The 20,996-nt window shown below is 62.7% G+C and carries 21 protein-coding genes; 11 read left to right on the forward strand and 10 right to left on the reverse strand.

Annotated elements, in window-relative coordinates; all coding sequences use genetic code 11:
* The first annotated feature begins 43 nt into the window (after positions 1-43).
* A complete protein-coding gene (locus E4631_RS03130; RefSeq protein WP_133657452.1) occupies positions 44-367 on the forward strand; it encodes a hypothetical protein in 324 nt (107 codons plus the stop codon).
* A 157-nt stretch (positions 368-524) separates the two neighbouring features.
* Positions 525-1,157, forward strand: a complete 633-nt coding sequence (locus E4631_RS03135; RefSeq protein WP_133657451.1) for a phosphatase PAP2 family protein — start codon at positions 525-527, stop codon at positions 1,155-1,157.
* Here the strand turns inward: E4631_RS03135 and E4631_RS03140 are convergent.
* Both E4631_RS03140 and E4631_RS03145 read right to left on the reverse strand, forming a co-directional pair.
* Complete coding sequence (locus E4631_RS03140; protein WP_205704197.1) at positions 1,149-1,685, reverse strand: GNAT family N-acetyltransferase; 537 nt, start codon at positions 1,683-1,685, stop codon at positions 1,149-1,151. The genes E4631_RS03135 and E4631_RS03140 overlap by 9 nt on opposite strands.
* Before the next feature lie 16 nt (positions 1,686-1,701).
* Positions 1,702-2,763 carry an Ldh family oxidoreductase gene (locus E4631_RS03145; protein WP_133657449.1) on the reverse strand — a complete coding sequence of 354 codons (1,062 nt, stop codon included), beginning with the start codon at positions 2,761-2,763 and terminating at the stop codon, positions 1,702-1,704.
* Between the two features lie 323 nt (positions 2,764-3,086).
* On the opposite strand from E4631_RS03145, the gene E4631_RS03150 reads away from it, so the two are divergent.
* The 3 genes from E4631_RS03150 to E4631_RS03160 are packed head-to-tail and all read left to right on the forward strand — an operon-like array spanning position 3,087 to position 5,373.
* Positions 3,087-3,500 (forward strand): BlaI/MecI/CopY family transcriptional regulator, encoded by a 414-nt coding sequence (locus E4631_RS03150; RefSeq protein ID WP_133657448.1) that lies wholly within the window; start codon positions 3,087-3,089, stop codon positions 3,498-3,500.
* Positions 3,501-3,517: 17 nt separating this feature from the next.
* Positions 3,518-3,976, forward strand: a complete 459-nt coding sequence (locus tag E4631_RS03155) for a toxin-antitoxin system YwqK family antitoxin (protein ID WP_133657447.1) — start codon at positions 3,518-3,520, stop codon at positions 3,974-3,976.
* A gap of 53 nt (positions 3,977-4,029) precedes the next feature.
* Positions 4,030-5,373 (forward strand): M56 family metallopeptidase, encoded by a 1,344-nt coding sequence (locus E4631_RS03160; protein ID WP_133657446.1) that lies wholly within the window; start codon positions 4,030-4,032, stop codon positions 5,371-5,373.
* A 130-nt stretch (positions 5,374-5,503) separates the two neighbouring features.
* Here the strand turns inward: E4631_RS03160 and E4631_RS03165 are convergent, their stop codons facing one another.
* From E4631_RS03165 to E4631_RS03180, 4 genes are all read right to left on the reverse strand, one after another.
* Positions 5,504-6,481: a transglutaminase family protein gene (locus E4631_RS03165; protein ID WP_133657445.1), complete on the reverse strand. Its 978-nt coding sequence runs from the start codon at positions 6,479-6,481 to the stop codon at positions 5,504-5,506.
* A 94-nt stretch (positions 6,482-6,575) separates the two neighbouring features.
* Positions 6,576-7,499: an alpha-E domain-containing protein gene (locus tag E4631_RS03170; protein ID WP_133657444.1), complete on the reverse strand. Its 924-nt coding sequence runs from the start codon at positions 7,497-7,499 to the stop codon at positions 6,576-6,578.
* A 24-nt stretch (positions 7,500-7,523) separates the two neighbouring features.
* Entirely contained in the window at positions 7,524-7,946 is a 423-nt protein-coding gene (locus E4631_RS03175; RefSeq protein ID WP_133657443.1) for a four helix bundle protein, read from the reverse strand.
* Positions 7,947-7,984: 38 nt separating this feature from the next.
* Positions 7,985-9,430 (reverse strand): circularly permuted type 2 ATP-grasp protein, encoded by a 1,446-nt coding sequence (locus tag E4631_RS03180; RefSeq protein WP_133657442.1) that lies wholly within the window; start codon positions 9,428-9,430, stop codon positions 7,985-7,987.
* Between the two features lie 230 nt (positions 9,431-9,660).
* On the opposite strand from E4631_RS03180, the gene E4631_RS03185 reads away from it, so the two are divergent.
* Positions 9,661-10,749, forward strand: coding sequence for a putative zinc-binding metallopeptidase (locus E4631_RS03185; protein ID WP_133657441.1), 1,089 nt, complete (start codon positions 9,661-9,663; stop codon positions 10,747-10,749).
* A 104-nt stretch (positions 10,750-10,853) separates the two neighbouring features.
* On the opposite strand, the gene E4631_RS03190 is transcribed toward E4631_RS03185, so the two are convergent.
* Positions 10,854-11,804 carry a phosphatase gene (locus tag E4631_RS03190; protein ID WP_240734643.1) on the reverse strand — a complete coding sequence of 317 codons (951 nt, stop codon included), beginning with the start codon at positions 11,802-11,804 and terminating at the stop codon, positions 10,854-10,856.
* Positions 11,805-11,912: 108 nt separating this feature from the next.
* Here E4631_RS03190 and E4631_RS03195 point away from each other — a divergent pair, with 108 nt between their 5' ends.
* Together E4631_RS03195 and E4631_RS03200 are read left to right on the forward strand one after the other, a co-directional pair.
* Complete coding sequence (locus E4631_RS03195; RefSeq protein ID WP_133657440.1) at positions 11,913-12,221, forward strand: hypothetical protein; 309 nt, start codon at positions 11,913-11,915, stop codon at positions 12,219-12,221.
* Positions 12,222-12,223: 2 nt separating this feature from the next.
* A complete protein-coding gene (locus E4631_RS03200; protein WP_133657439.1) occupies positions 12,224-12,595 on the forward strand; it encodes a hypothetical protein in 372 nt (123 codons plus the stop codon).
* Between the two features lie 6 nt (positions 12,596-12,601).
* On the opposite strand, the gene E4631_RS03205 is transcribed toward E4631_RS03200, so the two are convergent.
* Complete coding sequence (locus E4631_RS03205; RefSeq protein WP_133657438.1) at positions 12,602-13,486, reverse strand: class I SAM-dependent methyltransferase; 885 nt, start codon at positions 13,484-13,486, stop codon at positions 12,602-12,604.
* Between the two features lie 204 nt (positions 13,487-13,690).
* On the opposite strand from E4631_RS03205, the gene E4631_RS03210 reads away from it, so the two are divergent.
* Positions 13,691-14,200, forward strand: a complete 510-nt coding sequence (locus tag E4631_RS03210; protein ID WP_133657437.1) for a Dps family protein — start codon at positions 13,691-13,693, stop codon at positions 14,198-14,200.
* Positions 14,201-14,285: 85 nt separating this feature from the next.
* Here E4631_RS03210 and E4631_RS03215 read toward each other — a convergent pair whose 3' ends face one another.
* Positions 14,286-15,290, reverse strand: a complete 1,005-nt coding sequence (locus tag E4631_RS03215; protein WP_133657436.1) for an SDR family oxidoreductase — start codon at positions 15,288-15,290, stop codon at positions 14,286-14,288.
* Positions 15,291-15,605: 315 nt separating this feature from the next.
* Complete coding sequence (gene galB / locus E4631_RS03220) at positions 15,606-18,050, reverse strand: beta-galactosidase GalB (RefSeq protein WP_133657435.1); 2,445 nt, start codon at positions 18,048-18,050, stop codon at positions 15,606-15,608.
* Between the two features lie 209 nt (positions 18,051-18,259).
* On the opposite strand from galB, the gene E4631_RS03225 reads away from it, so the two are divergent.
* A complete protein-coding gene (locus E4631_RS03225; protein WP_166648075.1) occupies positions 18,260-20,065 on the forward strand; it encodes a penicillin-binding protein 2 in 1,806 nt (601 codons plus the stop codon).
* Positions 20,066-20,096: 31 nt separating this feature from the next.
* Positions 20,097-20,903 (forward strand): diaminopimelate epimerase, encoded by an 807-nt coding sequence (gene dapF, locus E4631_RS03230; protein ID WP_133657433.1) that lies wholly within the window; start codon positions 20,097-20,099, stop codon positions 20,901-20,903.
* Positions 20,904-20,996 lie beyond the last annotated feature (93 nt).

A 20,996-nucleotide genomic window follows, 5' to 3' on the forward strand; every position in this document is an offset into this window, starting at 1 on the left:
GTTAATACGCTACATTCTCACCCCACATTTTTTCTTTTCCATCATGGCAGATTCAACCAGCCAACTCGACGCCACCATTAACGCCCTGCAAGGCGGCCTTGCTAACGCCGCTGGCGCGGCCGGCCCCAACATCAAGGGCTGGATTCAAACGCTGCAAGGCAACCAGCAGCTTTCGGGCATCAGCTCGGAGCTGCAGAAGCTGAGCGATGCTATTTCGAGCGGCGACAGCAGCACCATCGCCAGCAGCCTGAACACGCTGGGCGAGCACACCACGAAAGCCGCATCGTCGGCTACCGCCGATTCGAAAGATAAGCTCATGCAGCTGGGCCAGGCCCTCAGCTCGGCTGCCAGCCAGCTGAAAGGCTAAGCGTCTTTGCATCAACGCGCTACAAAAGGCGGCCGCTCCTGAGCGGCCGCCTTTTTTGCTTAAAAATAGCCGCCGAGCTGCCCCGGCCAGCCAACGGGCTAACTACTTCGGCCGGTAGTTTTGCGTATGCGGCGGCATATTATCCTGTTTGCTGCGTATGCCCAGTACTTCTGATTCGCCTCGCCACTTGTGGCTGCCAGCCGGGCTGGCCTGGGGCCTATTCGGTAGCATGGCCGGGCTGGTAGCGAGCCGCGGTGCGGCCCCGTTTGATACGCCCACGCTGCTGTGGCTGCACCGCCACGCCACGCCGGCGCTCGACCAAACGGCCATTTTCTTTACCATCGTGGGCAACACCGGGCCTATGGTGGCCGCCGGAGTGCTCACCACGGCAGCGCTGGCGCGGGCGGGCTGGCGCCGGGCGGCTTGGCTGTTTGCGCTGGGGGTAGGGGGTTCTATGCTGCTCACGCAGGCCATCAAGTACTCGGTGGCCCGGCCCCGGCCGGCGCTGTGGGTCAGCCTGCGGCCCGAGCACACGTTCAGCTTTCCCAGCGGCCACGCCATGGATACGGCGGCGCTGGCCACGGCGCTGTTTTTTGTGGTGCCGCGTCGCTGGCGCGGGTGGTGGGGGCTGGCGCCGCTGTTCGCGCTGGCCGTGGGCGGGGCGCGTATGTACCTGGGCGTGCACAACCCTTCCGACGTGCTGGCCGGCTGGAGCGCCGCCGTGGGCTGGGTGCTGCTGGTGCAGCTGGTGGCGACCCGCTGGCCCCAGCGGGACGCCGCGTTAGCTTAGCCGCGGGTTGGGAGCCTCGTACCAGGCGCAGGCAGTGCCGTTTTCTTCGAATAGATTGCCCGGCCGGAGCCCAATCCTGGCCAAAATGCGGTGTGAGCCAGCGTTGCGCATGTCGGCATAGGCGCAGATGCGGGGTAGCACCAGGGTATCGAACCCGCAATGCAGCCAGGCCTGGGCGGCCTCGTAGCCGTAGCCTTGGCCCCAATAGCAGGGTAAGAACCGGTAGCCCAAGTCATAAAAATCACGCTGACTATTCACGGGCCCGGCCACCAGCTTCAGGCCGGCCCAGCCCATAAATTCGCCGGTGGTGCGCAGTAGCACCGCCCAGCGCCCGATGCCGCTGGCCGCGTACTGCGCCTGTATGTAGCGAATGGTAGCTTCGCTATCGGCCAGGCTGGTAGCAGCCGCGCCGCCAATGCCGCCCAGGTAACGGTGCACGGTGGGGTCGCTATCCAGCGCCAGCATGCCGGGCGCGTCGCCGGCTAGCAGTGGGCGCAACAGAAGGCGCGCGGTTTCAATAGGCAGCAAAGCGGGTAGCATCAGGCTACAGCGTCACGCCAAACTTCTTCCCTACCCCCTCCAAATCCTGCACCACGGCGTCGAGCAGCGGAATGCCTGCCAGCAGCCGCTGGGCGGCCATCTCGCGCTCGGGGTCGCCGGGGATGAGCACCTTCTTGCCCTCCACGGCCTTGGCCTGGCGGAAGGTGGTTATCCAGTTGTCCATGTGCGCCTTAAACTCGTCGGCCGGCCGGAAGGCATCGACCCGCATTGCCCCAAAAAAGTGCCCGATGCCCTGGCCCACCGGGTCGGTCGGCGGCTGCAAAAACGCCACGAACGGCGGCACCCACGGCCCGTAGTTTGCCCCGCTGAGCACGGCCGAAAAGATATCGACCACCGCCCCTAGGCCGTAGCCCTTGTGCGAGCCGGTGGCCCCGCCCAATGGCTGCAGGGCCCCGCCGTTTTTCACGGCGTTGGCATCGGTGCTGGGCTGGCCGGCGGCATCCTGGGCCCAGCCTTCGGGGATGGGTAGGTTTTTGCGCTGCGCGATTTCGAGCTTGCCGTTGGCGGCGGTAGTGGTAGCCATGTCGAGCACGAAATCGGGCTGTTCGCCGGCCGGCACGGCTACAGCTATCGGGTTGGTGCCCAATAGTCTATCGAGCGAGTAGGTAGGCGCCACCAGTGGCGAGGCGTTGGTCATAGCGATGCCAATCATCTCCTGGGCCAGCGGCAGCATGGCGTGGTAGCCCGCAATGCCGAAGTGGTTGGAATTCTTGACCGATACCCAGCCGGTGCCCACCTGCGCGGCCTTCTGCATGGCCACGCGCATGGCCTTGGGGCCCACCACCAGGCCCAGGCCGCCGTCGCCATCCACCACGGCCGTGCTGGGCGTTTCGTAGGTGACGCCCACCCGCGGGCGGGCATTGATGCGGCCGGCCTCCCAGAGGCGCACGTAGCCGCTCAGCCGCGCCACCCCGTGCGAGTCTACCCCCCGCAAGTCGGCCGAAAGCAGGGTTTCGGTGGCCAGGCGGGCATCGTCGGGTGGGCAGCCGATGGCCAGAAAAACCTGCTCGGCAAAGGTGAACAGCTGTTGGTAGGGGATAGTCATGGTGCGGAAGGGGGGTAGCAAGCGGCGTTTCGCACCACAAACCTACGAGTAGCGCGAAGCTTCCGCTTCGTGTGCGCGCAAAGCGAGCCGCTTGCGTTGGCTAGGCAATGCCGATTGCTTATCAGCTGGCGCGGCCCCGCCTGCTCGCTGCGCTCACGCACGAAGTGGAAACTTCGCGCTACTATTCTCCAGATGGTAAGTTTAAGCTAAATAATTATGCTGGTTGACAGGGGTTTATATATTTTCAACGTAAAATTTAGTCATAAACTAAATTTTACGTTGAAAAAGTGCGTACTTCGTTTCATCAACTTATCAAGCCCGTTATGCAACCGCCCTTTCCCGAACTCACCCGCGCCGAGGAGCAGCTAATGCAGCTGCTATGGCAGCGCGGCCCTAGCCTGGTTAAGGACCTGCGCGAGGCGCTGCCCGCACCGTTGCCGGCGCTTACTACGGTGTCCACCATCGTGCGCATTCTGGAGCAAAAAGGCTTCGTGGGCTACGAGCCGGTGGGGCGCGGCTACCGCTACCACGCCCTGGTAGCGCAGGACGACTACCGGCGCTTTTCGCTGCGCAAGCTGCTGCGCGGCTACTTCGGTGGCTCATTTAGTCAGCTGGTTTCCTTCTTCGCCCAGGATGAAAACCTCGACGCCACCCAGCTTGATGCCCTGCTGCGCCAAGCGCAAGCCGATGAGCCTACCCCGGAAGGTGATTCGCCAGATGAGCTAAGGAATAAGTAAATCAGTTGCTTGCTACCATGCGCCCGCTACTGCTCCTCTTTTGCTTCAGCGCCCTGGCAACGGCCTGCACGAGTGCCCGGCCCGCCGAGCACCTCGACCGCCAGGGTCAGCGGCAGGGCCGCACCCGCACTTATTACGACGACGCCCGCACGCAGCTATTCACCCAGGGCCGCTACCGGCACGGCCGCCCAGTGGGCCGTTGGCGTTACTACGCGCAGGCCGGCGAGCTGCAGCGCCAGGAGCGCTACCGCCGCCGGGGCTTCAGCAACATTGCCTACTACTACCCCAGCGGTCGGGTGGCCCGCCGCGGCCAAGCGCGCACCGTGGATGAGCCCAGGGGCGCGCACTTCTACTGGCTGGGCGAGTGGCGGTTCTACTCGCCAGCCGGCTCTCTCGACAGCGTGCAGGTGTATGATGTGGGCAAGCGCACGGCCACTAAGTACCTGACCGATAAACGTAAAATAGCTGATAAGTAGCGCCGAGGCTGCGAGCAGCACATCCCATAAGCCAACCTAAAAAACAAACGTAGATGAACGCATCCTCTCTCCTGACCTGGCTGGGCGGCACGCTGCCGCCGCTGGGCGCGCTGTGGCTGGTGTACCGGCTGGCGCTGCGCCGCGAGCGCTGCTTTAGCTACAACCGGGCACTGCTGCTGCTTGCTCCGCTGGTGGCCGCCGTGCTACCGCTGCTGCCGCTGCCAGCCCTGCCCACCTGGCTGGTGAGCAGCGGCACGCCCAGCGCGGCCCTACCCCCCATACTCTTGCCAACGCTGACGGCCTCGGCGCCGGTCGCCGTCGCTGCTCCCGACTGGAGCTGGCTGGCCTGGGCCTACGCCGGGGGGGTAGGGCTGCTGTTGGGCCGGCTGGCTTGGCAGGGCTGGCGCCTGCACCGTGCTACCCGCCGCCTGCCCCGCGAGGCCCGGCCCGTCTACACGCTGGCCTACACCGGCGGGCAGCTGCCTACCAGCTCCTTCGGCCGCACCATTTTTTGGGATGACACGGCCGACCTCACGCCCACCGAGGCTACCTCGGTACTCGCCCATGAGTTGGCCCACGTGCGCCAGGGCCACAGCGCCGACGTGCTCTGGCTCGAAATCTGGCGGGCGGTGCTCTGGCCCAATCCCTTTGCTCACCTATTGCTGCCGGCCCTGCGCCTCACCCACGAATTGCTGGCCGATGAGGCCGCGGCCCACGTGCCTACCCCCTCCGCCCCGGCCGAAGTTGCCACGCCCTACCCCGCCTTGCTGGCGCGGCTGGCTTTGCGTGGGGTAGTGGGAGTTAGCTATACTGCTTTGCTTCAGCCATTTACTTTTTCCTTCACCCTTACTCGCCTTGCTATGTTGCAAAATCAAAAACCCGTGCGCCGCTGGAAGCAGTGGCTCGTGCTGCCCGTGCTGGGCGGACTATTTCTAACCGCCTGCCAGTCGGCTAGCGACCAGCCTGCCCCGAATGCCAAGCAAGCGTCTACAAACGCGACCGATGAAATGGCCCCGCCGCCACCGCCGCCGCCAATTCTTACTACCCTGCCGCACGCCGAGGGTGATGAAGATGCCGCTAACCACATCTACACGTACGTTGAGCAAATGCCGCATCTGCCCGGCACTAATGGCATGGGCGCCATCGTGAAGCAGATTCAGGACAACTTTGTGCGTCCCGCTGGGCCGTTCCAGGAAGGCCGAATATTCGCCAGCTTCACGGTGAATGACCATGGCAGCGTGGGCGACGCTAAAATCGTGAAAGGCCTCAGTGTACCGTATGATAAAGCTGTAGTGGCTGCCATTCGGAAGCTGCCGCGCTTCGAGCCAGGTATGCAGAGCGGCAAGGCAGTAACCGTGAGCTTTACAGTGCCAATATTCTTTAAGATAGAGCCGTAAGCGGTTAGTAGAATTAAGAATCGTCTGTCATGCTGAGCTTGTCGAAGCATCTTGGCCGCCTCGTTGGATGAAGCGGCCAAGATGCTTCGACAAGCTCAGCATGACAGACGATTCTTTGCAGTTACCGCAGCTACTGCTGCTGCTGCTGCTGTTGTTGCTGCTCCCAGTCGAGGTACTTGCGGTAGGAGTTGACAGGCTTGGTAGGGGTAGGGGCCTGCTGCACGTAGGTGGGCTGGTCAGACGGCTCATTGCCCGGAATCGGTTTGCCGTTTTCGATGTGCACCGATACCTCCAGGGTGTGTGCGCCGGTACCTTTGTAGGTGCCTTTCACGGGCGTGCAGTCGGCAAAATTGCGGCCGATGGCCATGCGCACGTGCCCGTCGTTCACGATGCAGTTGTTGGTGGGGTCGAGGCCCAGCCATCCATAGAACGGGATGTAGACCTCGACCCAGGCGTGGGTGGCGCCCGCCCCGCGCACGCCCTCCTCGCGGGGGCACACGTAGCCGCTCACGTAGCGGGCGGGCAGGCCGTTGAGGCGCAGCAGGTGCAGCAGCAGGTGCGCAAAGTCTTGGCACACGCCGGCCCGCAGCCGCCAGATGTCCTTCACCGGCGTTTCTACGCTCGTTACGCCCTGCTGGTACTGCATGGTATCGTGCACGTACTCCGACAGTTCGAGCGCCTGTTTCAAAGGCTTGGCCCCGTGCGTGACGATGCCGCCCAGCGCCTCGCGCAGCTCGGCTTCAATCTCACAGTGCGGCGCGCGCAAAAAGTCCATGAAGGCCACGTCGTCGCGCAGCCCGGCCAGGTTTTGCCATTGCGCCTCGGCGGTTTCCTCGTCCATCGGAAACTGGATGGCGTGGGTTTCCACCTCCGCCAGCGAGTCGATAACCAGCTCAGTGTGCGGCGGAAGAATCGAAAACACGCCCACCTGATTGCCAAAGTAATCGGTAAACAAAGCCACTTCCGGGTGCTGCGTAATGGTGACGGCGTGGCTGCGCACGGTCAGCCGCTCATCGGGCAGCGGATATATCATCAGCTGGTTGGCGCAGTCGATAACCGGCGCGGCGTACACGTAGCGGGTGCGGTGCTGAATTTTATAGGAAGACATTTTTGCAATGAACAGTGAGCAATGAACAGTGAGCAATGAACGGGTAGGAAGCAAGTAGCTAGCGTGCCAATTGCTCCCTGTTCATTGCTCCTTGTTAACTGAAATAAGAGGTGCTGAGGGCTCCTGTGATGGCCAGCAGCTCACTGCGCACCTGGGTCAGAAACTCTTCTAGGCCGCTGGTTTGCTTGGCGCGCAAGGTGCTGTAGGCCACCGTAGTGCGGGCTTTGCCGATGAGGAAGCGCAGCTGCTCGTAGCTCTCGGGCCGGCTTTTGTCTTGGAGGCGCTCGCAGTAGGTTTGCAGCTGGCCCAGGCTATAGAGCAGCGAGTGCGGAAAATAGAGACTGTAAAGTACCAGCTCCAGCACGTTACCGGCCTCAAAATCACCCTGGTAGGTCTTTACGTACAGCTCGTAGCCCAGCAGGCTATACAGCAGGTAGCGCAGCTCGTGGTTGCTGGTGCCCGCCTCGGCCTCAAACAGGTGCTGGTTGAGGCGCAGCAAATCCACCGTTTGCAGGGCGCGCTCCAGAAACTTGCCCAGCCGCAGGAAGATGTAGCCTTCGTCGCGCGGCATGGTGTTTTCCACTGTTCCTACGTACAATACGCTCTGCTGCAATAGGTTGTCCATACCCGATACGGGGTCTTCGCCCAACGTCTGGTGGGCCAGCGCATCGTGGCGGATGAGGTGGTAGTAATCGTTCAGGCTCTGCCACACTTCCTTGGTGATGTGGTCCTGCACGGCGCGGGCATTCTCGCGGCCCTGCACAATGTTGCGGTACACCGAGGCCGCATTGTCGCGGTCGAACAGCAGGTGGTAGAGCACCTGCGGCGTGTGCGGCGCGCGCTTCACCACCTCCTTCTCACTGAGGTCGCCGTAGGTGTAGAGCAGTGGTTGCCAGCCCCAGTAATTGGGCTCATCCTGCGAGGCAATATATTGAATACGAATAACCTGCAGCATGGTCTGGGTGCGCTCCATGTAGCGGGCCAGCCAGTAGATAGTATCAGCAACGCGGCTTAACATTTTTCAATTATCAGTTATCAATCATCACTTATCATCCTTCTCTTCGGAAGAAATATCTTCGGAAGCCTTTGAGAATGCAGCAGCTGATTTTAGGTTGCGCGTAGTGCGTAAAATAGCGTAAAGAAGCTTTCCTAGCTCATCAGCATCGGCGAATAAGCTATTGAAGGCAGCTGTAGAAATATAGGTGGTGTCGTGAAGGAGATTTAGCCAATACTTTGTCTCTAAACACTCCTTATAGGCAATCGAAATTTTTGCAGAGAAATCAGCCTCAGAAATAGCACCATTTGCTTCCGTAACATTGGCCCCAATACTTGTGCCGCAGCGTAGTAATTGCTTGGAAAGCACATACTCATGCTGCTCTTGTGAAATATGTTGATACGCTTTCACCACGCGCACTGCAAAAGCGTAGGCTTTAGTATATAAAACGTTAGTCCTTGCACCCAGCATGCAGGTTTGATAATTGATGAATGATAACTGATAATTGACTAAGCGCCCAACACCCACGTATCCTTACTACCCCCCCCTTGCGACGAATTCACAATCAAGGAGCCTTCGCGCAGGGCCACCCGCGTGAGGCCGCCCGGCACGATGTCGATGCCGTCGGGGCCGCACAGCGCGAAGGGCCGCAGGTCGATGCGCCGGGGCTGGAGCTTGCCGTCGATGTAGCAGGGGGTAGAAGAGAGGCTGATGATAGGCTGCGCGATGAAGCTGCGCGGGTCAGCCGTGATGGCGGTGCGGAAGTCGGCCATTTCCTGCTCGGTGGCGGCGCTGCCGATGAGCATGCCGTAGCCACCGCTCTCGTTGGTACGCTTGATGACCATCTTCTCCATCTGGCTGAACACCAGCTCGCGGTGCTCGGCATTGCCGAGCTGGTAGGTGGGCACGTTCTTCAGAATCGGCTCCTCGTTGAGGTAGTAGCGAATCATGTCGGGCACGTAGCAGTACACGGCTTTGTCGTCGGCCACGCCGTTGCCCATGGCGTTGGCGATGGCCACGTTGCCCTTGCGGTAGGCCCAGTACAGGCCCGGCACGCCCAGCGCGCTATCGGGACGAAAGGCCAGCGGGTCCAGAAACTCGTCATCGACGCGCCGGTAAATGACGTCCACCTTTTGCAGCCCGCGCGTGGTTTTCATAAACACGAAGTGGTTGTGCACCACCAGGTCGCGGCCCTCTACCAGCTCAATGCCCATGAGCCGGGCCAGCGTGCTGTGCTCGAAGTAAGCCGAGTTGTAGATGCCCGGCGACAGTAGCACCACCGTGGGGTCGGCGGTTTGGCGGTCGGCCAGGGCCAGCAGGTTGCGATACAGCAAATCGGGGTAGTCCTTCACCGGCAGCACGTTGCTCTTGGGCAGCAGGTCGGGGAAGATGCGGTAGGTAATGCTCCGGTTTTCCAGCATATACGACACGCCGGAGGGCGTGCGCAGGTTGTCTTCGAGCACATAAAACTCGCCGTCGTGGTCCCGAATCAGGTCCACGCCCGCAATGTGCGTGTACACGTCGTGGGGCACGTCCACGTTCATCATCTCGCGCAAAAACTGCGGACACGAGTACACCAGCGCCGCCGGCACTACCCCATCCTTGAGGATAAACTGCTGGTGGTAAATGTCTTTGAGGAAGATATTGAGCGCCTTTAGCCGCTGCTTGATGCCCGCCTCCACGCGCAGCCATTCCGCATTGGAGATGATGCGCGGGATAATATCAAACGGAAAAATCTTCTCAATGCCTTCGCCGCTGCTATATACAGTAAACGTAATGCCCTGGCTCATAAAGAGCTTTTTGGCCAGCTCGTCCTTGCGGGTCATTTCGGCGCCGGCCAGGTTTTCGATGGCCGTCACGAAATGCTGGTACTCGGCCCGCACGCCCTCGGCCCGAAACATCTCGTCCCACACCTGGGGTTGGTTCTGATAGGAAGTAAGCAGCGAATTTGGCATAGAAAAGGCGTGCTTATGTGAAGAAGGGGGTAGGCTTTGTAAAAAGAGTGTTCAGGTAAGATTTGGGCTAAATAAACAACTAAAAAAACTAAACTACCTACATTTTTTATAAAACACCCTTCAGCTTCATGGGTGCTATGTTGAAAAAGCTGTTTCTTTCAAAGTTCAGTCCTTTACCAAACCCACCGGCCTGCCCAGCCGTTCAGCCAAGCAAATCAGCCCCTACTTCCGTGAAGCTTTTTACCTGCACGCACTGCGGCCAAGTGCTGTACTTTGAGAACAGCCGCTGCGAGAAATGCCAGTTTCCGCTGGGTTTTGAAGCCACGCGGCGGCAGCTGCTACCCCTGGTGCCTGAGCCCGACGGCCGCACTTTTCGCCTCTACAACGAGCCCGAGTCGCCAGCTTACGCCTACTGCGCCAACCATGAGCAGGGCGTGTGCAACTGGCTGGTGCCCACCGACAGCCCTACCCCTTTCTGCCCGGCCTGCGCCCTCAATCGCACCATCCCGGACCTAAGCCACCCCGGCTACCTGGGCCGCTGGCGCAGCCTGGAAGCGGCCAAGCACCGGCTGGTATATAGCCTGCTGTGCCTGCACCTGCCCGTAGTGAGCAAAAGTGTGTACCCGAAAGAGGGCCTGCAATTTGACTTCAAAGCTGATGAGGGCACCAACGACAGCCAGCGCGTGCTCACGGGCCACGACAATGGCCTCATTACCATAAATATAGCCGAGGCCGACGACATTGCCCGCGAGCAGGCCCGGCAGTCGATGAACGAGGTGTACCGCACGGTGCTGGGCCACTTCCGGCACGAGGTAGGCCATTACTACTGGGACCGCCTCATTGACGAGGCGCCGCCGCTGGCCGAGTTTCGGCAACTATTTGGGGATGAGCGCGCCGACTACGGCGAAGCCCTCAAGCGGCACTACGCCCAGGGCGCGCCGCCCGACTGGCCGCAGCATTTCATCAGCGCCTACGCCAGCAGCCACCCCTGGGAAGACTGGGCCGAAACCTGGGCCCACTACCTGCACATTCTCGACACGCTGCAAACCGCCAATGCCTTCGGCCTGCGCCTCGACCCGCTCGATACCAGCGTGCCGGCCAATTGGCACGCCGCTATGCAAGACCCCTATCAGCTGGCTGATTTCAAGCAGATTATGAGCATGTGGCTACCCCTCACCTTCACCATGAACAGCCTCAACCGTAGCATGGGCCAGCCCGATTCCTACCCCTTCATCATCAGCCCGGCCGTGGCCGACAAGCTGGCCTTCATCCACCGCGTGGCGGGGGGTAGGGCCGGGGTGGCGTCGCGCCAAGAGTAGCGCGGACGCTGCGGGTCCGCGCGTGAGCATCGCGAACAGCTTGCGCCAGGGCCGTCCGGTCTCGCCTGCTCGCTTTGCTCACGCGCGGACTCGCAGCGTCCGCGCTACTGGCCCATTAGCTCGGCCAGCAGGCCTTCTTTGAGGGCAAGTGCCGAGGTAGTAATCTGCGTGAGCCCGTAGGTGGTCAGCACGTATTTAATGATGATGCTGGCTACCACCAGCATGTCGGCGCGCATCGGGAACATGCCCGGCAGGGCCACGCGCCCGTCGTGGTCGAGGGTGAGGAGCTGCGCGAAGTAGCGCTCAAAATCGGCCACGGCCAACTGGGTGCTGGGGGGCAGGTCGGCCTCGCGGCGCACCTGGCCCACGCTCAGGTCGGCCAGCGTGTCGAAGCTGCCCGAGCTGCCTACCAGGCCAGCCAGCGGCCCAAATTCGGCCACGGCCGCCGTGAGCGGCGCCAGCTTATCGGCCAGAAACTCCAGCTCGGCCTGCACCTGCGCGCGTGGGAAAACGCCGCTAGGGTCCGGGAAAAACTGGTCCAGCAGCCGCTGGCCGCCGATTTCGAAGCTGTGCTTCCAGAAAATCGTGTCCTCGTTGGCAATGATAAACTCGACCGAGCCGCCGCCGATGTCCATCAGCAAGTGCCGAGCCTGGCCCAGCGGCACGGCCTGCCGAATGCCTTTGGCAATGAGCTCGGCCTCGCGCTCGCCGCCGATTACCTCGACCTGAATGCCGGTAGTGGCCAGAATGTCGCGCACCAAATCGGGGCCGTTGCGCGACACGCGCATGGCGCTGGTGGCCGTGGCGCGCACCTCCGTGGCCTGGTGCAGCTCAATCTCTTCCTTGAAGCCGCGCAGCGTTTGGAGGGCGCGGGCGTAGGGCGCGGGCATTATTTCGCCCTGGCTGATGCCGCCCTCGCCCAGGCGCACGCCCACCTTGGTGCGCACCAGCGGGTGGGGCGGCTGGCCGGGCCGGTCTTCCACAATGAGCAGGTGGAAGGTGTTGGTACCCATGTCGATAAGGGCTAGCCGGCGGTGCAGTACGGGAGCGTGCATAAGAAATAAAACTGCGGGTAGGAAGGCTTGGCCGGGCCGGTGCAGCGCCGCAAGATACGGCCGGGCCTAGCTCACAACGCCGCCGCCGCTGGCGCCGTAAACTCAACTATGGCCGATACTCCGCTCGTTTCTACCAAGAAATGTCCCTTTTGTCAGCAGTGGTCGGAATGGCAGTTGCAGCCCACCGACCGCTGCACTCACTGCGGCCAGCTGCTCGACCCGCAGGCCCACCACCGCGCTCAGCAAGCCACGGATGCTACCCACAAAAAAGGGCAGTTTGCGGTGCGCCTTATTCAGATAAACCCCGAAGACGGAGCCGTGCTGCGCTTTCTGAAGTGGATAGTTCGCGGCGGGCAATTGCTTTTTATGGCGCTGCTCGGGCTCTTTGTGTGGATAGCGACGGCCGTGGCCGCTTAGCTGTGGGTTGGGCTACGGGGCTGCGCCACCCACTGTTTGGGGCTGCTGCGCTGCTTTACAGTGGGTTATACGTAAACAAGCACTGGCTACACTGGCCCCTACCCCCGGCCGTGACGTCGTACCTGGGCGACCTACTCAGCCTGCCGCTCATGCTGAGCCTGGCGCTGGCGGCGCACCGGCTGCTCATCGACCGCACCGGGGCGCTACCGGTGGCGTGGCTGGCCGGGGCGTGGCTGCTGGTGGCCAGCTGGTTTGAGGTGCTGCTGCCGCTGTGGTCGGACCAAGCCGTGGCCGACCCGCTCGATGTGCTGGCTTATGCGCTGGGCACCTTGGGCTTTCACCAGTGGCTCAACCGGCCGCCTACCCCCGGCTAGCCCTGCCTACGTGGCAAACCGGCAGAACGTGCCCAGCGGCAGCTTGCGCTGGCCCGCGTCGTGCAGGTAGATTTCGCCCAGCTCGCGCACGGCTTTTTTGCCGGGGAAAATGGCCTGGGTGAGGTTGTCCAGAATGAGCGCCGAGAAGCCCAGCGAGTACAGGTTCACCACGAAAAAATGGTCCTCGGGGTCGAGCAGCTGCTGGCTGAGCTTGAGCAGCTCATTGAGCTCGTCTTCGAGCTGCCACTTCTCGCCGTTGGGGCCGCGGCCGTAGGCGGGCGGGTCCAGGATGAGGCCCTGGTACTTGCTGCCGCGCTTCACCTCGCGGCGCACGTATTTCATGGCGTCTTCCACCAGCCAGCGCACGCCGTCGAGCTGGCTAGCCTCCATGTTGTCACGGGCCCAGAAATTGACCTGCTTCACCGAGTCGAGGTGCGTGACGTCGGCGCCGCCGGCGCGGGCGGCCAGCGTGGCCGCGCCGGTGTAGGCAAACAGGTTGAGCACGCGCGGCAGGGTAGCGCGGCGCGCTTTGGTCTGGTTGTAAATGAATTGCCAGTTGGGGTCCTGCTCCGGAAACAGCCCCACGTGCTTGAACGACGACAGCCCCAGCCGAAACTTCAGCTTCAGGCCGCCGGGGCGTTCGTAGGCAATAACCCACTGCTCGGGCATACCTTTCTGGAGGCTCCACTGGCCCTTTTCGGTGCTGCCGGGGGCGCGGGCAAAGGTGGCGTCGGCTTGGTGCCACTCGGTGGGGGGTAGGGCCGGGTCCCAGATGGCCTGCGGCTCGGGGCGCGCCAGCACGTACTTGCCAAAGCGCTCCAGCTTCTGAAAATTGCCGCTGTCGAGCAACTCGTAGTCGGGCCAGGGAGAGGTAGTGAGAAAATCGTACACGAGCAAAAAGCGGGTTTAACGGGTGCCTGGCCACGGGCCGGACCGGCAAAGGTCGGGCAGCCAGCTGAAAAATGCGGAATGCCCGAATATTTTCTAAACTACCCCAGCCCGATTGCGTAAACACACCAGAACCCGGCCGCTGGTAAAGCAAGCGGCTGGCTGTTAAAAAATTGACTCTTCAGAACTTAATTTAAACTTCATTTTATGGCTACTACCCTCGCCAAACCAGCTCTGTTGCACACGCCGTCAGACCTTGATGAAACCGGCCGCGCCAAACTAAGCGACAGCCTGAACATCCTGGTTTCGGACTTCTTTGCGCTTTACATCAAAACCAAGAATTACCACTGGCATATGAGCGGTCGCCACTTCCGCGACTACCACCTGCTGCTGGACGAGCAGGCTGACCAGATTTTTGCCGTTATCGACCCCACCGCCGAGCGCGTACGCAAATTAGGCTACCCCACCGTGCATTCGGTAGGTGAAATCGGCCGCAAGCAGCGCGTGAAGGATAACGACGACATCTATGAGGACCCCAAAGACATGCTCGTAGACCTGATGAACGAAAACCGCACGCTGGCTAAAAACATGCGTGCCACCCACGAAATCGCCGACGATATCAACGACGTAGCCACTGCCAGCCTGCTGGAAGTGTACATCGACGAAGCCGAGCGCCGTGCCTGGTTCCTGTTCGAAGCTACCCGCGACGTAAACTAAGCTGCTGCTACGTAGCGCTATAAAAAGGCGGGCTGGTCGGTAATTACCGACCAGCCCGCCTTTTTTGCGTGGGCTAGTGCCAGGCCTACGGCTGGCCACCACCACCGGCCGAGCCGTACACCTGCCCGGTGGCATAGCTGGCGTCGCTGGCGGCCAGCTGCACGTAGATGGAGGCCAGTTCGGCGGGCTGACCCGGCCGGCCCATGGGCGTTTTGCCACCAAACTCCTTGAGGTTTTCCTGGGTCGAGCCGCCGGCCACTTGCAAGGGTGTCCAGATGGGGCCGGGCGCCACGCCGTTTACCCGAATGCCCTTGGGCGCGAGCTGCTTGGCCAGCGACTTCACGTAGTTCATGGTCGCGGCCTTGGTCTGGGCGTAGTCGTACAGGTTCGGCGAGGGGTCGTAGGCCTGCTCCGACGTAGTGCCGATAATGGCCGAGCCGGGCGGCATGTGCGGCAGCGCAGCCTTGATAATCCAGAACGGCGCGTAGATGTTAGTCTTCATCGTGGCGTCGAAGTCCTCAGTCGACAGGTCCAGAATCGACTGGTGCTGCTGCTGCCGGCCGGCGTTGCTGACCACGATATCGAGCCCGCCGAGCTGGCGTACGGTTTCGGCTACCAGCTTCTGGCAAAAAGCCTCTTCGCGCAAATCGCCCGGAATGGCCACGCCCTTGCGGCCGGCAGCTTTAATAAGCGCAATGACTTCTTTGGCGTCGGCCTCCTCGGCTGGCAGGTAGTTGATGGCCACATCGGCGCCCTCGCGGGCGTAGGCGATGGCAGCGGCGCGGCCCATGCCCGAGTCGCCACCCGTGATGAGGGCCTTGCGCCCGGCCAGGCGGCCCGAGCCCTTATAGCTGGTTTCGCCGTGGTCGGGGCGGGGCGTCATCTGGCTGGCCAGCCCCGGAAAGGGCTGCGACTGCCTCTGAAAGGGCGGCCGGGGATATTTGGTGGTGGGGTCCACGAGCGGCGCGGCCGTCGGCGTGGGCGTTGCGTCGCCCGTAGCGGCCAGCACCGGCGATACGGCGGCGGCCGCCAGGCTGGCCCCCAGGCCGCCCAGAATCTGGCGGCGGCTGAGGTTATGTTCGGTATCCATAATGAGGTTTACTTTTTTGAAGAGTTGCCGGGAGCATAAAACGGCCCGTCTGGCAGTGTCGCCCTACCCCCGCTTGCGTGCGCAAGCCAGGCATTTTGCCCGAGGCAGATAAGCGCTCATACGCCGCTAAAAACCCACGGTTGCTACAGTGGAGCTTGCTTACGTGGAGCTTATTTGCTGCGTCTGGCTCCTGTCAGTACACTTTCGGCGCAATAAAGCGGCATTGCTGCAGCCGCCAGTGGCTTCAAAGCAAAAACCCCCGGCCCCTCGGCATAAACCGGGAGGCCAGGGGTTTTGGAGGGGGTAGGGCGCTGCTTACTTCGCCGAAGTCAGCTGCAAGGTGCCGTCTTTCAGGCCGGCGGCCGTGGCCTTCACCTGCACCGCGCCGGGTGCCTCGCCAGCCTGCACAATGGCCACGAGCTGCCCCCGAAACGCGTGCATCTGCGGCAGCTGGAATGGCTCCAGGCAGGTAGCGTCGCCGTTGCCGATGGCGCGGAAGCGGCCCGCGCCGCCTACCGTAAAGTGTAGCTGCTGGGTGGCTTCGGGGCAGAGGTTGCCCCGGGCGTCTTCCACGCGTGCGGTGATGTAGGCCAGGTCTTCACCGTCGGCGGCCAGCTTGGTGTGGTCGGTAGTCAGCTTGATGTGGTGGGGCGCGCCGGCCGTGCGTACTTCCTCGGTGCCAATTTCCTTGCCCTGGGCATCATAGGCCACTACCTTGATAGTGCCGGGCTGATACACCACATCGCGCCACTCCAGGCGGTAGCGGGTTTGGGGGTCGGCGGTGGTGGTTTTGGTCTGGCGGCCCTGGCTTTTGCCGTTCACAAAGAGCTCGGCCGAGGTGCCGTTGGTGTAGCAGAACACGGGCGTGACCTGGCCCTCACGGCCGGGCCAGGTCCAGTGCGGCAGCAGGTGCACGGTGGCCTGGGTGGGGTTCCACTTGGCGCGGTAGAGGTAGTAGCGGTCCTTGGGCTGGCTGGCCAGGTCCAGAATACCAAAGTAGGAGCTGTGCGAGGGCCACTTCTCATCGTAAGGCGTGGGCTCGCCGAGGTAGTCGAAGCCCGTCCACACAAACTCACCAGCCACGTAGGGGTAGTCGTCCTGGGCCGTGAACTCAATGTCCGGAATCTGCGACCAGCGGCAGGCCTCCAGGTCGTAGGAAGACGATTGGTTGTCGGGGTACTGCTTGTCCTTAGCCAGCACCACCGGAAACTTATACACCCCGCGCGAGCTCACGGTGGAGGCCGTTTCGGTGCCCAGCAAGAAACCCTGCGGCAGCTTGGCAATGGCCTCGGGGTAGCGGGCGGGCTTGTAGTTGAAGCCCGGAATGTCGAGCGCCGCCGCAAAGCCGTATTTAAAGTCGTCTTCGAAGCGGTCCATGCCGGCCGTTACGGGGCGGGTAGGGTCCTCGCGGTGCACAATGTCCTGCAGCTTCTTCACTAGGACGGGGCCCTCGGGCGTGCTCTGGTCGGGCACCTCGTTGCCGATGCTCCACATAATGGCCGACGGGTGGTTGCGGTCGCGGTGCACCATGTTGGTGAGGTCCTTCTCCACCCACTGGTCGAAGTACTGGCTGTAGCCGTTCTTCACCTTGGGCGCCTTCCACTCGTCAAACGACTCCACCATCACCATAAAGCCCAGCTCGTCGCAGAGCGTCATCAGCTCAGGCGCGGGCATGTTGTGCGAAGTCCGGATGGCATCGCAGCCCATGTCCTTTAACAGTGTAAGCTGGTGGCGCAGCGCGGCCGTATTCACGGCCGTGCCCAGCGGCCCGAGGTCATGGTGGTTGCACACGCCCTTAAACTTGCGCGGCTGCCCATTGAGCGAGAAGCCTTTGTCCTTCTCAAACTTGAAGCTGCGAATACCAAACGGCGTTTTATACGTGTCCTGCACCGCCGCACCGGCCAGCAGCTTCGACTCGGCGCGGTAGAGCACCGGCGTTTCGGGCGACCATAATTTGGGCGCTTTCACCTCGAACGTCTGCTCGACTTCGGCCCCCGAAACGGGGGTAGTGGCCGTGGCCACCACGCGGCCGGCGGCGTCGTGCAGCTCGGTTTGCAGCTTCAGGCCGGTGGTGCCGGCCGGGGCTTCCACCTTCGTGCGCAGCTTCACGGTGGCGGCTTCGGCCGTGATGGTGGGGGTAGTAACGTAGGTGCCCCACACCGGCACGTGGGCGCCCTGGGTCATGATGAGGTGCACGTTGCGGTACAGGCCCGCGCCGGGGTACCACCGCGAGGCTTCGGGCTGATTTTCGAGGCGCACGGCCAGCGTGTTGGGGCCACTGGTGCGCAGGTAGGGCGTGATATCGACCGAAAACGAGTTGTAGCCATAGGGCCAGAACATGGCTTCCTTGCCGTTGATGTACACCCGCGCGTTGCTCATGGCGCCATCGAACAGCAGCACCGCCTGGCTACCCTTGCCCAGCTTGGGTATGGCCAGCGCGCGCCGGTACCAGCCCACGCCCACGAAGGGCAGCCCGCCCGTGCGGCCAGACTTCAGCGTAGCCTTGTTCTCGCCATTTTGCTCGATTTTCACGACCTGAGCATCATTTTGGCCATCAAACGGCCCCGTAATGGCCCAGTCGTGCGGGATGCGGACGGTCTGCCACTTGGCGTCGTTGAGGTCAGGCTTGGCGCCGTTGGGCTGCTCACCTTTGGTGAATTTCCAGTTAGTAGTCAGCAGGGTTTCCTGGCGGCTCTGGGCGGCGGCGGGCAGGCTGGCGGCCAGCAGCAGCGCGGCGGCCAAGGGTTTAGCAAAGGGCATGGGAAGGGTAGAAGCGGCGTAAAAGACAGTGTGTAATAAGAGAAGGCAAGTTACGCCAGCCGGGCGCGGCCGGGCTTCGGCGCGTAATTGCTACGGTTTGGAGGGCCGGGTTGGCAGTTGGCCGGGTGGGGCTTCGGTACTGGGCCACAAAGCCCTAGCTTTACGTGATGCGCCGCTTTCCCCCAAGAAAAACCATCTGCCTAAAGCTATTGCTTGTCCTATGGGGGGTAGGGGTAGTTTCTTGCTCATCTCCTGACTCGCCGGCGTCTTCCTCCGCGTCATCCCCGGCCGAAACCTATATCCGGCACCGCGAGCTAACCGCCGGCCCCACGCGCCGTGGCGAAGTGCTCGACCGCCACGACTCCATTCTGGTAGCCACCCGGCCGGTTGACCTGCTCACCCTACCCCTGCGCCCCGGCCTCGACTCGGTCAGCTCGGTGCAGCTCAATCGCCTGCTGGGCTGGGCCGACAGCACCCTGGAGCGCCGCATCGCCACCGCCCAGCCCTACGCCGGCGCCCGGCCCCGCGGCCCCGTGGAGCTGGTGCTCACCCCCGCTGAGGCCGCGCGCGTGCGCCGCCACCAGGAGGATTGGCCGCAGCTCACCCTGTCGCAGCGCACCATGCGCACCTACACGGGCCGCACGGCCGCTACGGTGCTGGGCTATGCCTCGGCCAATGCGCAAGGCTTTCTGAGCCAGGCCAAGCGCTACCGGCGCGGCCGCTTCTACAACCTGCGCAGCGGCGGCGTGGAGAGCTACTACAACGGTATTCTCAATGGCCACCGCGGCTACCTGCACCCGCTGCTCGATGCGCGGGGCCAGCGCCACGGCACCTGGGCCGCCGACACGGTATTTCAGGAGGGGCAAGACTTGCACCTCAGCCTCGACAGCAAGCTGCAAGCGTATGCCGAAAGCCTACTGGGCGGCCGCAAGGGCTACCTAGTAGCTCTCGACCCGCGCACCGGCGAAATCCTGTGCTCGGTATCGGCGCCCACCTACGCGCCCGCTTTCCTCACTGACCCCGACGAGGCCGGCAAGCGCCGCGAGCTGCTTGAAGATGAGGACATGCCCCTGCTCAACCGCCCCGCCATGCTGGCCAACCCGCCCGGCTCAGTTTTTAAGCTCGTGAATGCCGCCATTGCCTTGCAGCTGGGGGCTACTACCCCCGCCACGGGCTTCCCCTGCGACCAGTCGCTCATTAGCTGCGTGCACCACCACCCCGAGGCCCGCAACCTCACCATGGCCCTGCAGTACAGCTGCAACCCCTATTTCTACCAGGTGATGCGCGCGGTCATCAGCCGTGTGCCCGACAGCCTGGCCACCGACACCGTGGCGGCCCGCCACGCCAACCTGGCCGCCTGGCGCCACCTGGCCAAGTCGTTTGGCCTCGACACGCTGCTGGGCACCGACGTGCCCCGCGAAAGCCCCGGCTTTCTCCCTACCCCCGCTTACTACGACAAGGCGCGGCGCACGCCCAACTGGACGTATCGCTCCATCTACTCGCTCAGTATCGGGCAGGGCGAAATCAACCTCACGGGTTTGCAAATGGCTAATATGATGGCTATTATCGCCAACAAGGGCTGGTACATCGCGCCGCATTTCGTGCGCGGCATCGGCACTACCGGCCAGCCACTGCCGCGCTTCCTGGTCAAGCACTACACGCTGGTCGATAGTGCCAACTTTGCGGCCCTGCTGCCCGGCATGCTGGCCGTGATGCGCCGCGGCGGCACCGCCGAGGCCTCCAGCCTGGCCGATGTGGGCATTGCCATCGCGGGCAAAACCGGCACCGTGCAAAACGATGAGGGCGACGACCACGCCACGTTCGTGGGCTTTGCGCCGGCCGACCACCCCAAAATCGCCATCGCCGTGTACCTCGAAAACGCGGGTTTTGGGGCGACGGCCGCCGCGCCCTGCGCCGCCCTGGTCATCGAAAAATACCTGCGCGGCAGCATTTCTTCGCCCCGCCGCAAGCGCTGGGAGCGGCGCATGCAGTACCGCCACCGTCCGTATCGGTAGTTTTGCGGGGCGGCTACCCCCGCGCTCCCCCATGACCTTCCATAAATACCAGGGCACCGGCAACGACTTCGTCATCCTCGACGACCGCGCCCAGCAATTCGACGAAACCGACCACGTGCGCATTGCGCAGCTCTGCAACCGCCGCTTCGGCATCGGGGCCGATGGCCTAATGCTGCTGCGCAACAAGCAAGGCTACGACTTTGAGATGGTGTACTTCAACGCCGACGGCCACCCCAGCAGCATGTGCGGCAACGGCGGCCGCTGCCTGGTGGCCTTCGCCAAGCACCTGGGCATCATTGCGGATAAAGCCCATTTTCTGGCCGTGGATGGCCCCCACAACGCCCGCGTGGAGCCCGACGGCACCGTGCGCCTCAAAATGATTGACGTGGCGCCGGCCCAGGCAGCGGGGGTAGGGGAGGACGATATTTTCCTGCACACCGGCTCGCCTCACCACATTCATTTCCTCGATGCTGAGGAGCATCCCGCCCTGGCCGAGTTCGATGTGTACGGCCACGGCCACGACATTCGCTACGACCAGGCCTACGACCCCGCGGGCGTCAACGTCAACTTCGTGGAGGTGCCCGCCGACCCCGCCCACCCCTGGCCCGTGCGCACATACGAGCGCGGCGTGGAAGACGAAACCCTGAGCTGCGGCACTGGCGTGACGGCTGTGGCACTGGCCGCCTCGGCGCGCGGCGCCACCTCTCCGGTGCGCCTGCAAGCGGCCGGCGGCCTGCTCGAAGTAGCCTTCGACCAGCGCCCCGACGGCGGCTTCGAAAACGTGTGGCTGAGCGGGCCGGCCGTGCGCGTGTTTGGCGGCGAAATTTCGGGTTCCTAGTTCCTAGTTGAACTGACTTTTTAAAGTAGCAAACAAGAAGCTATATTGCTTCTGCGTCTTCTGCGCAAACCTCTGCGTCTTCTGCGGGCTAAA

Source organism: Hymenobacter sp. UV11, assembly GCF_004684095.1.
In the GTDB taxonomy this organism is placed as follows: Bacteria; Bacteroidota; Bacteroidia; order Cytophagales; family Hymenobacteraceae; genus Hymenobacter.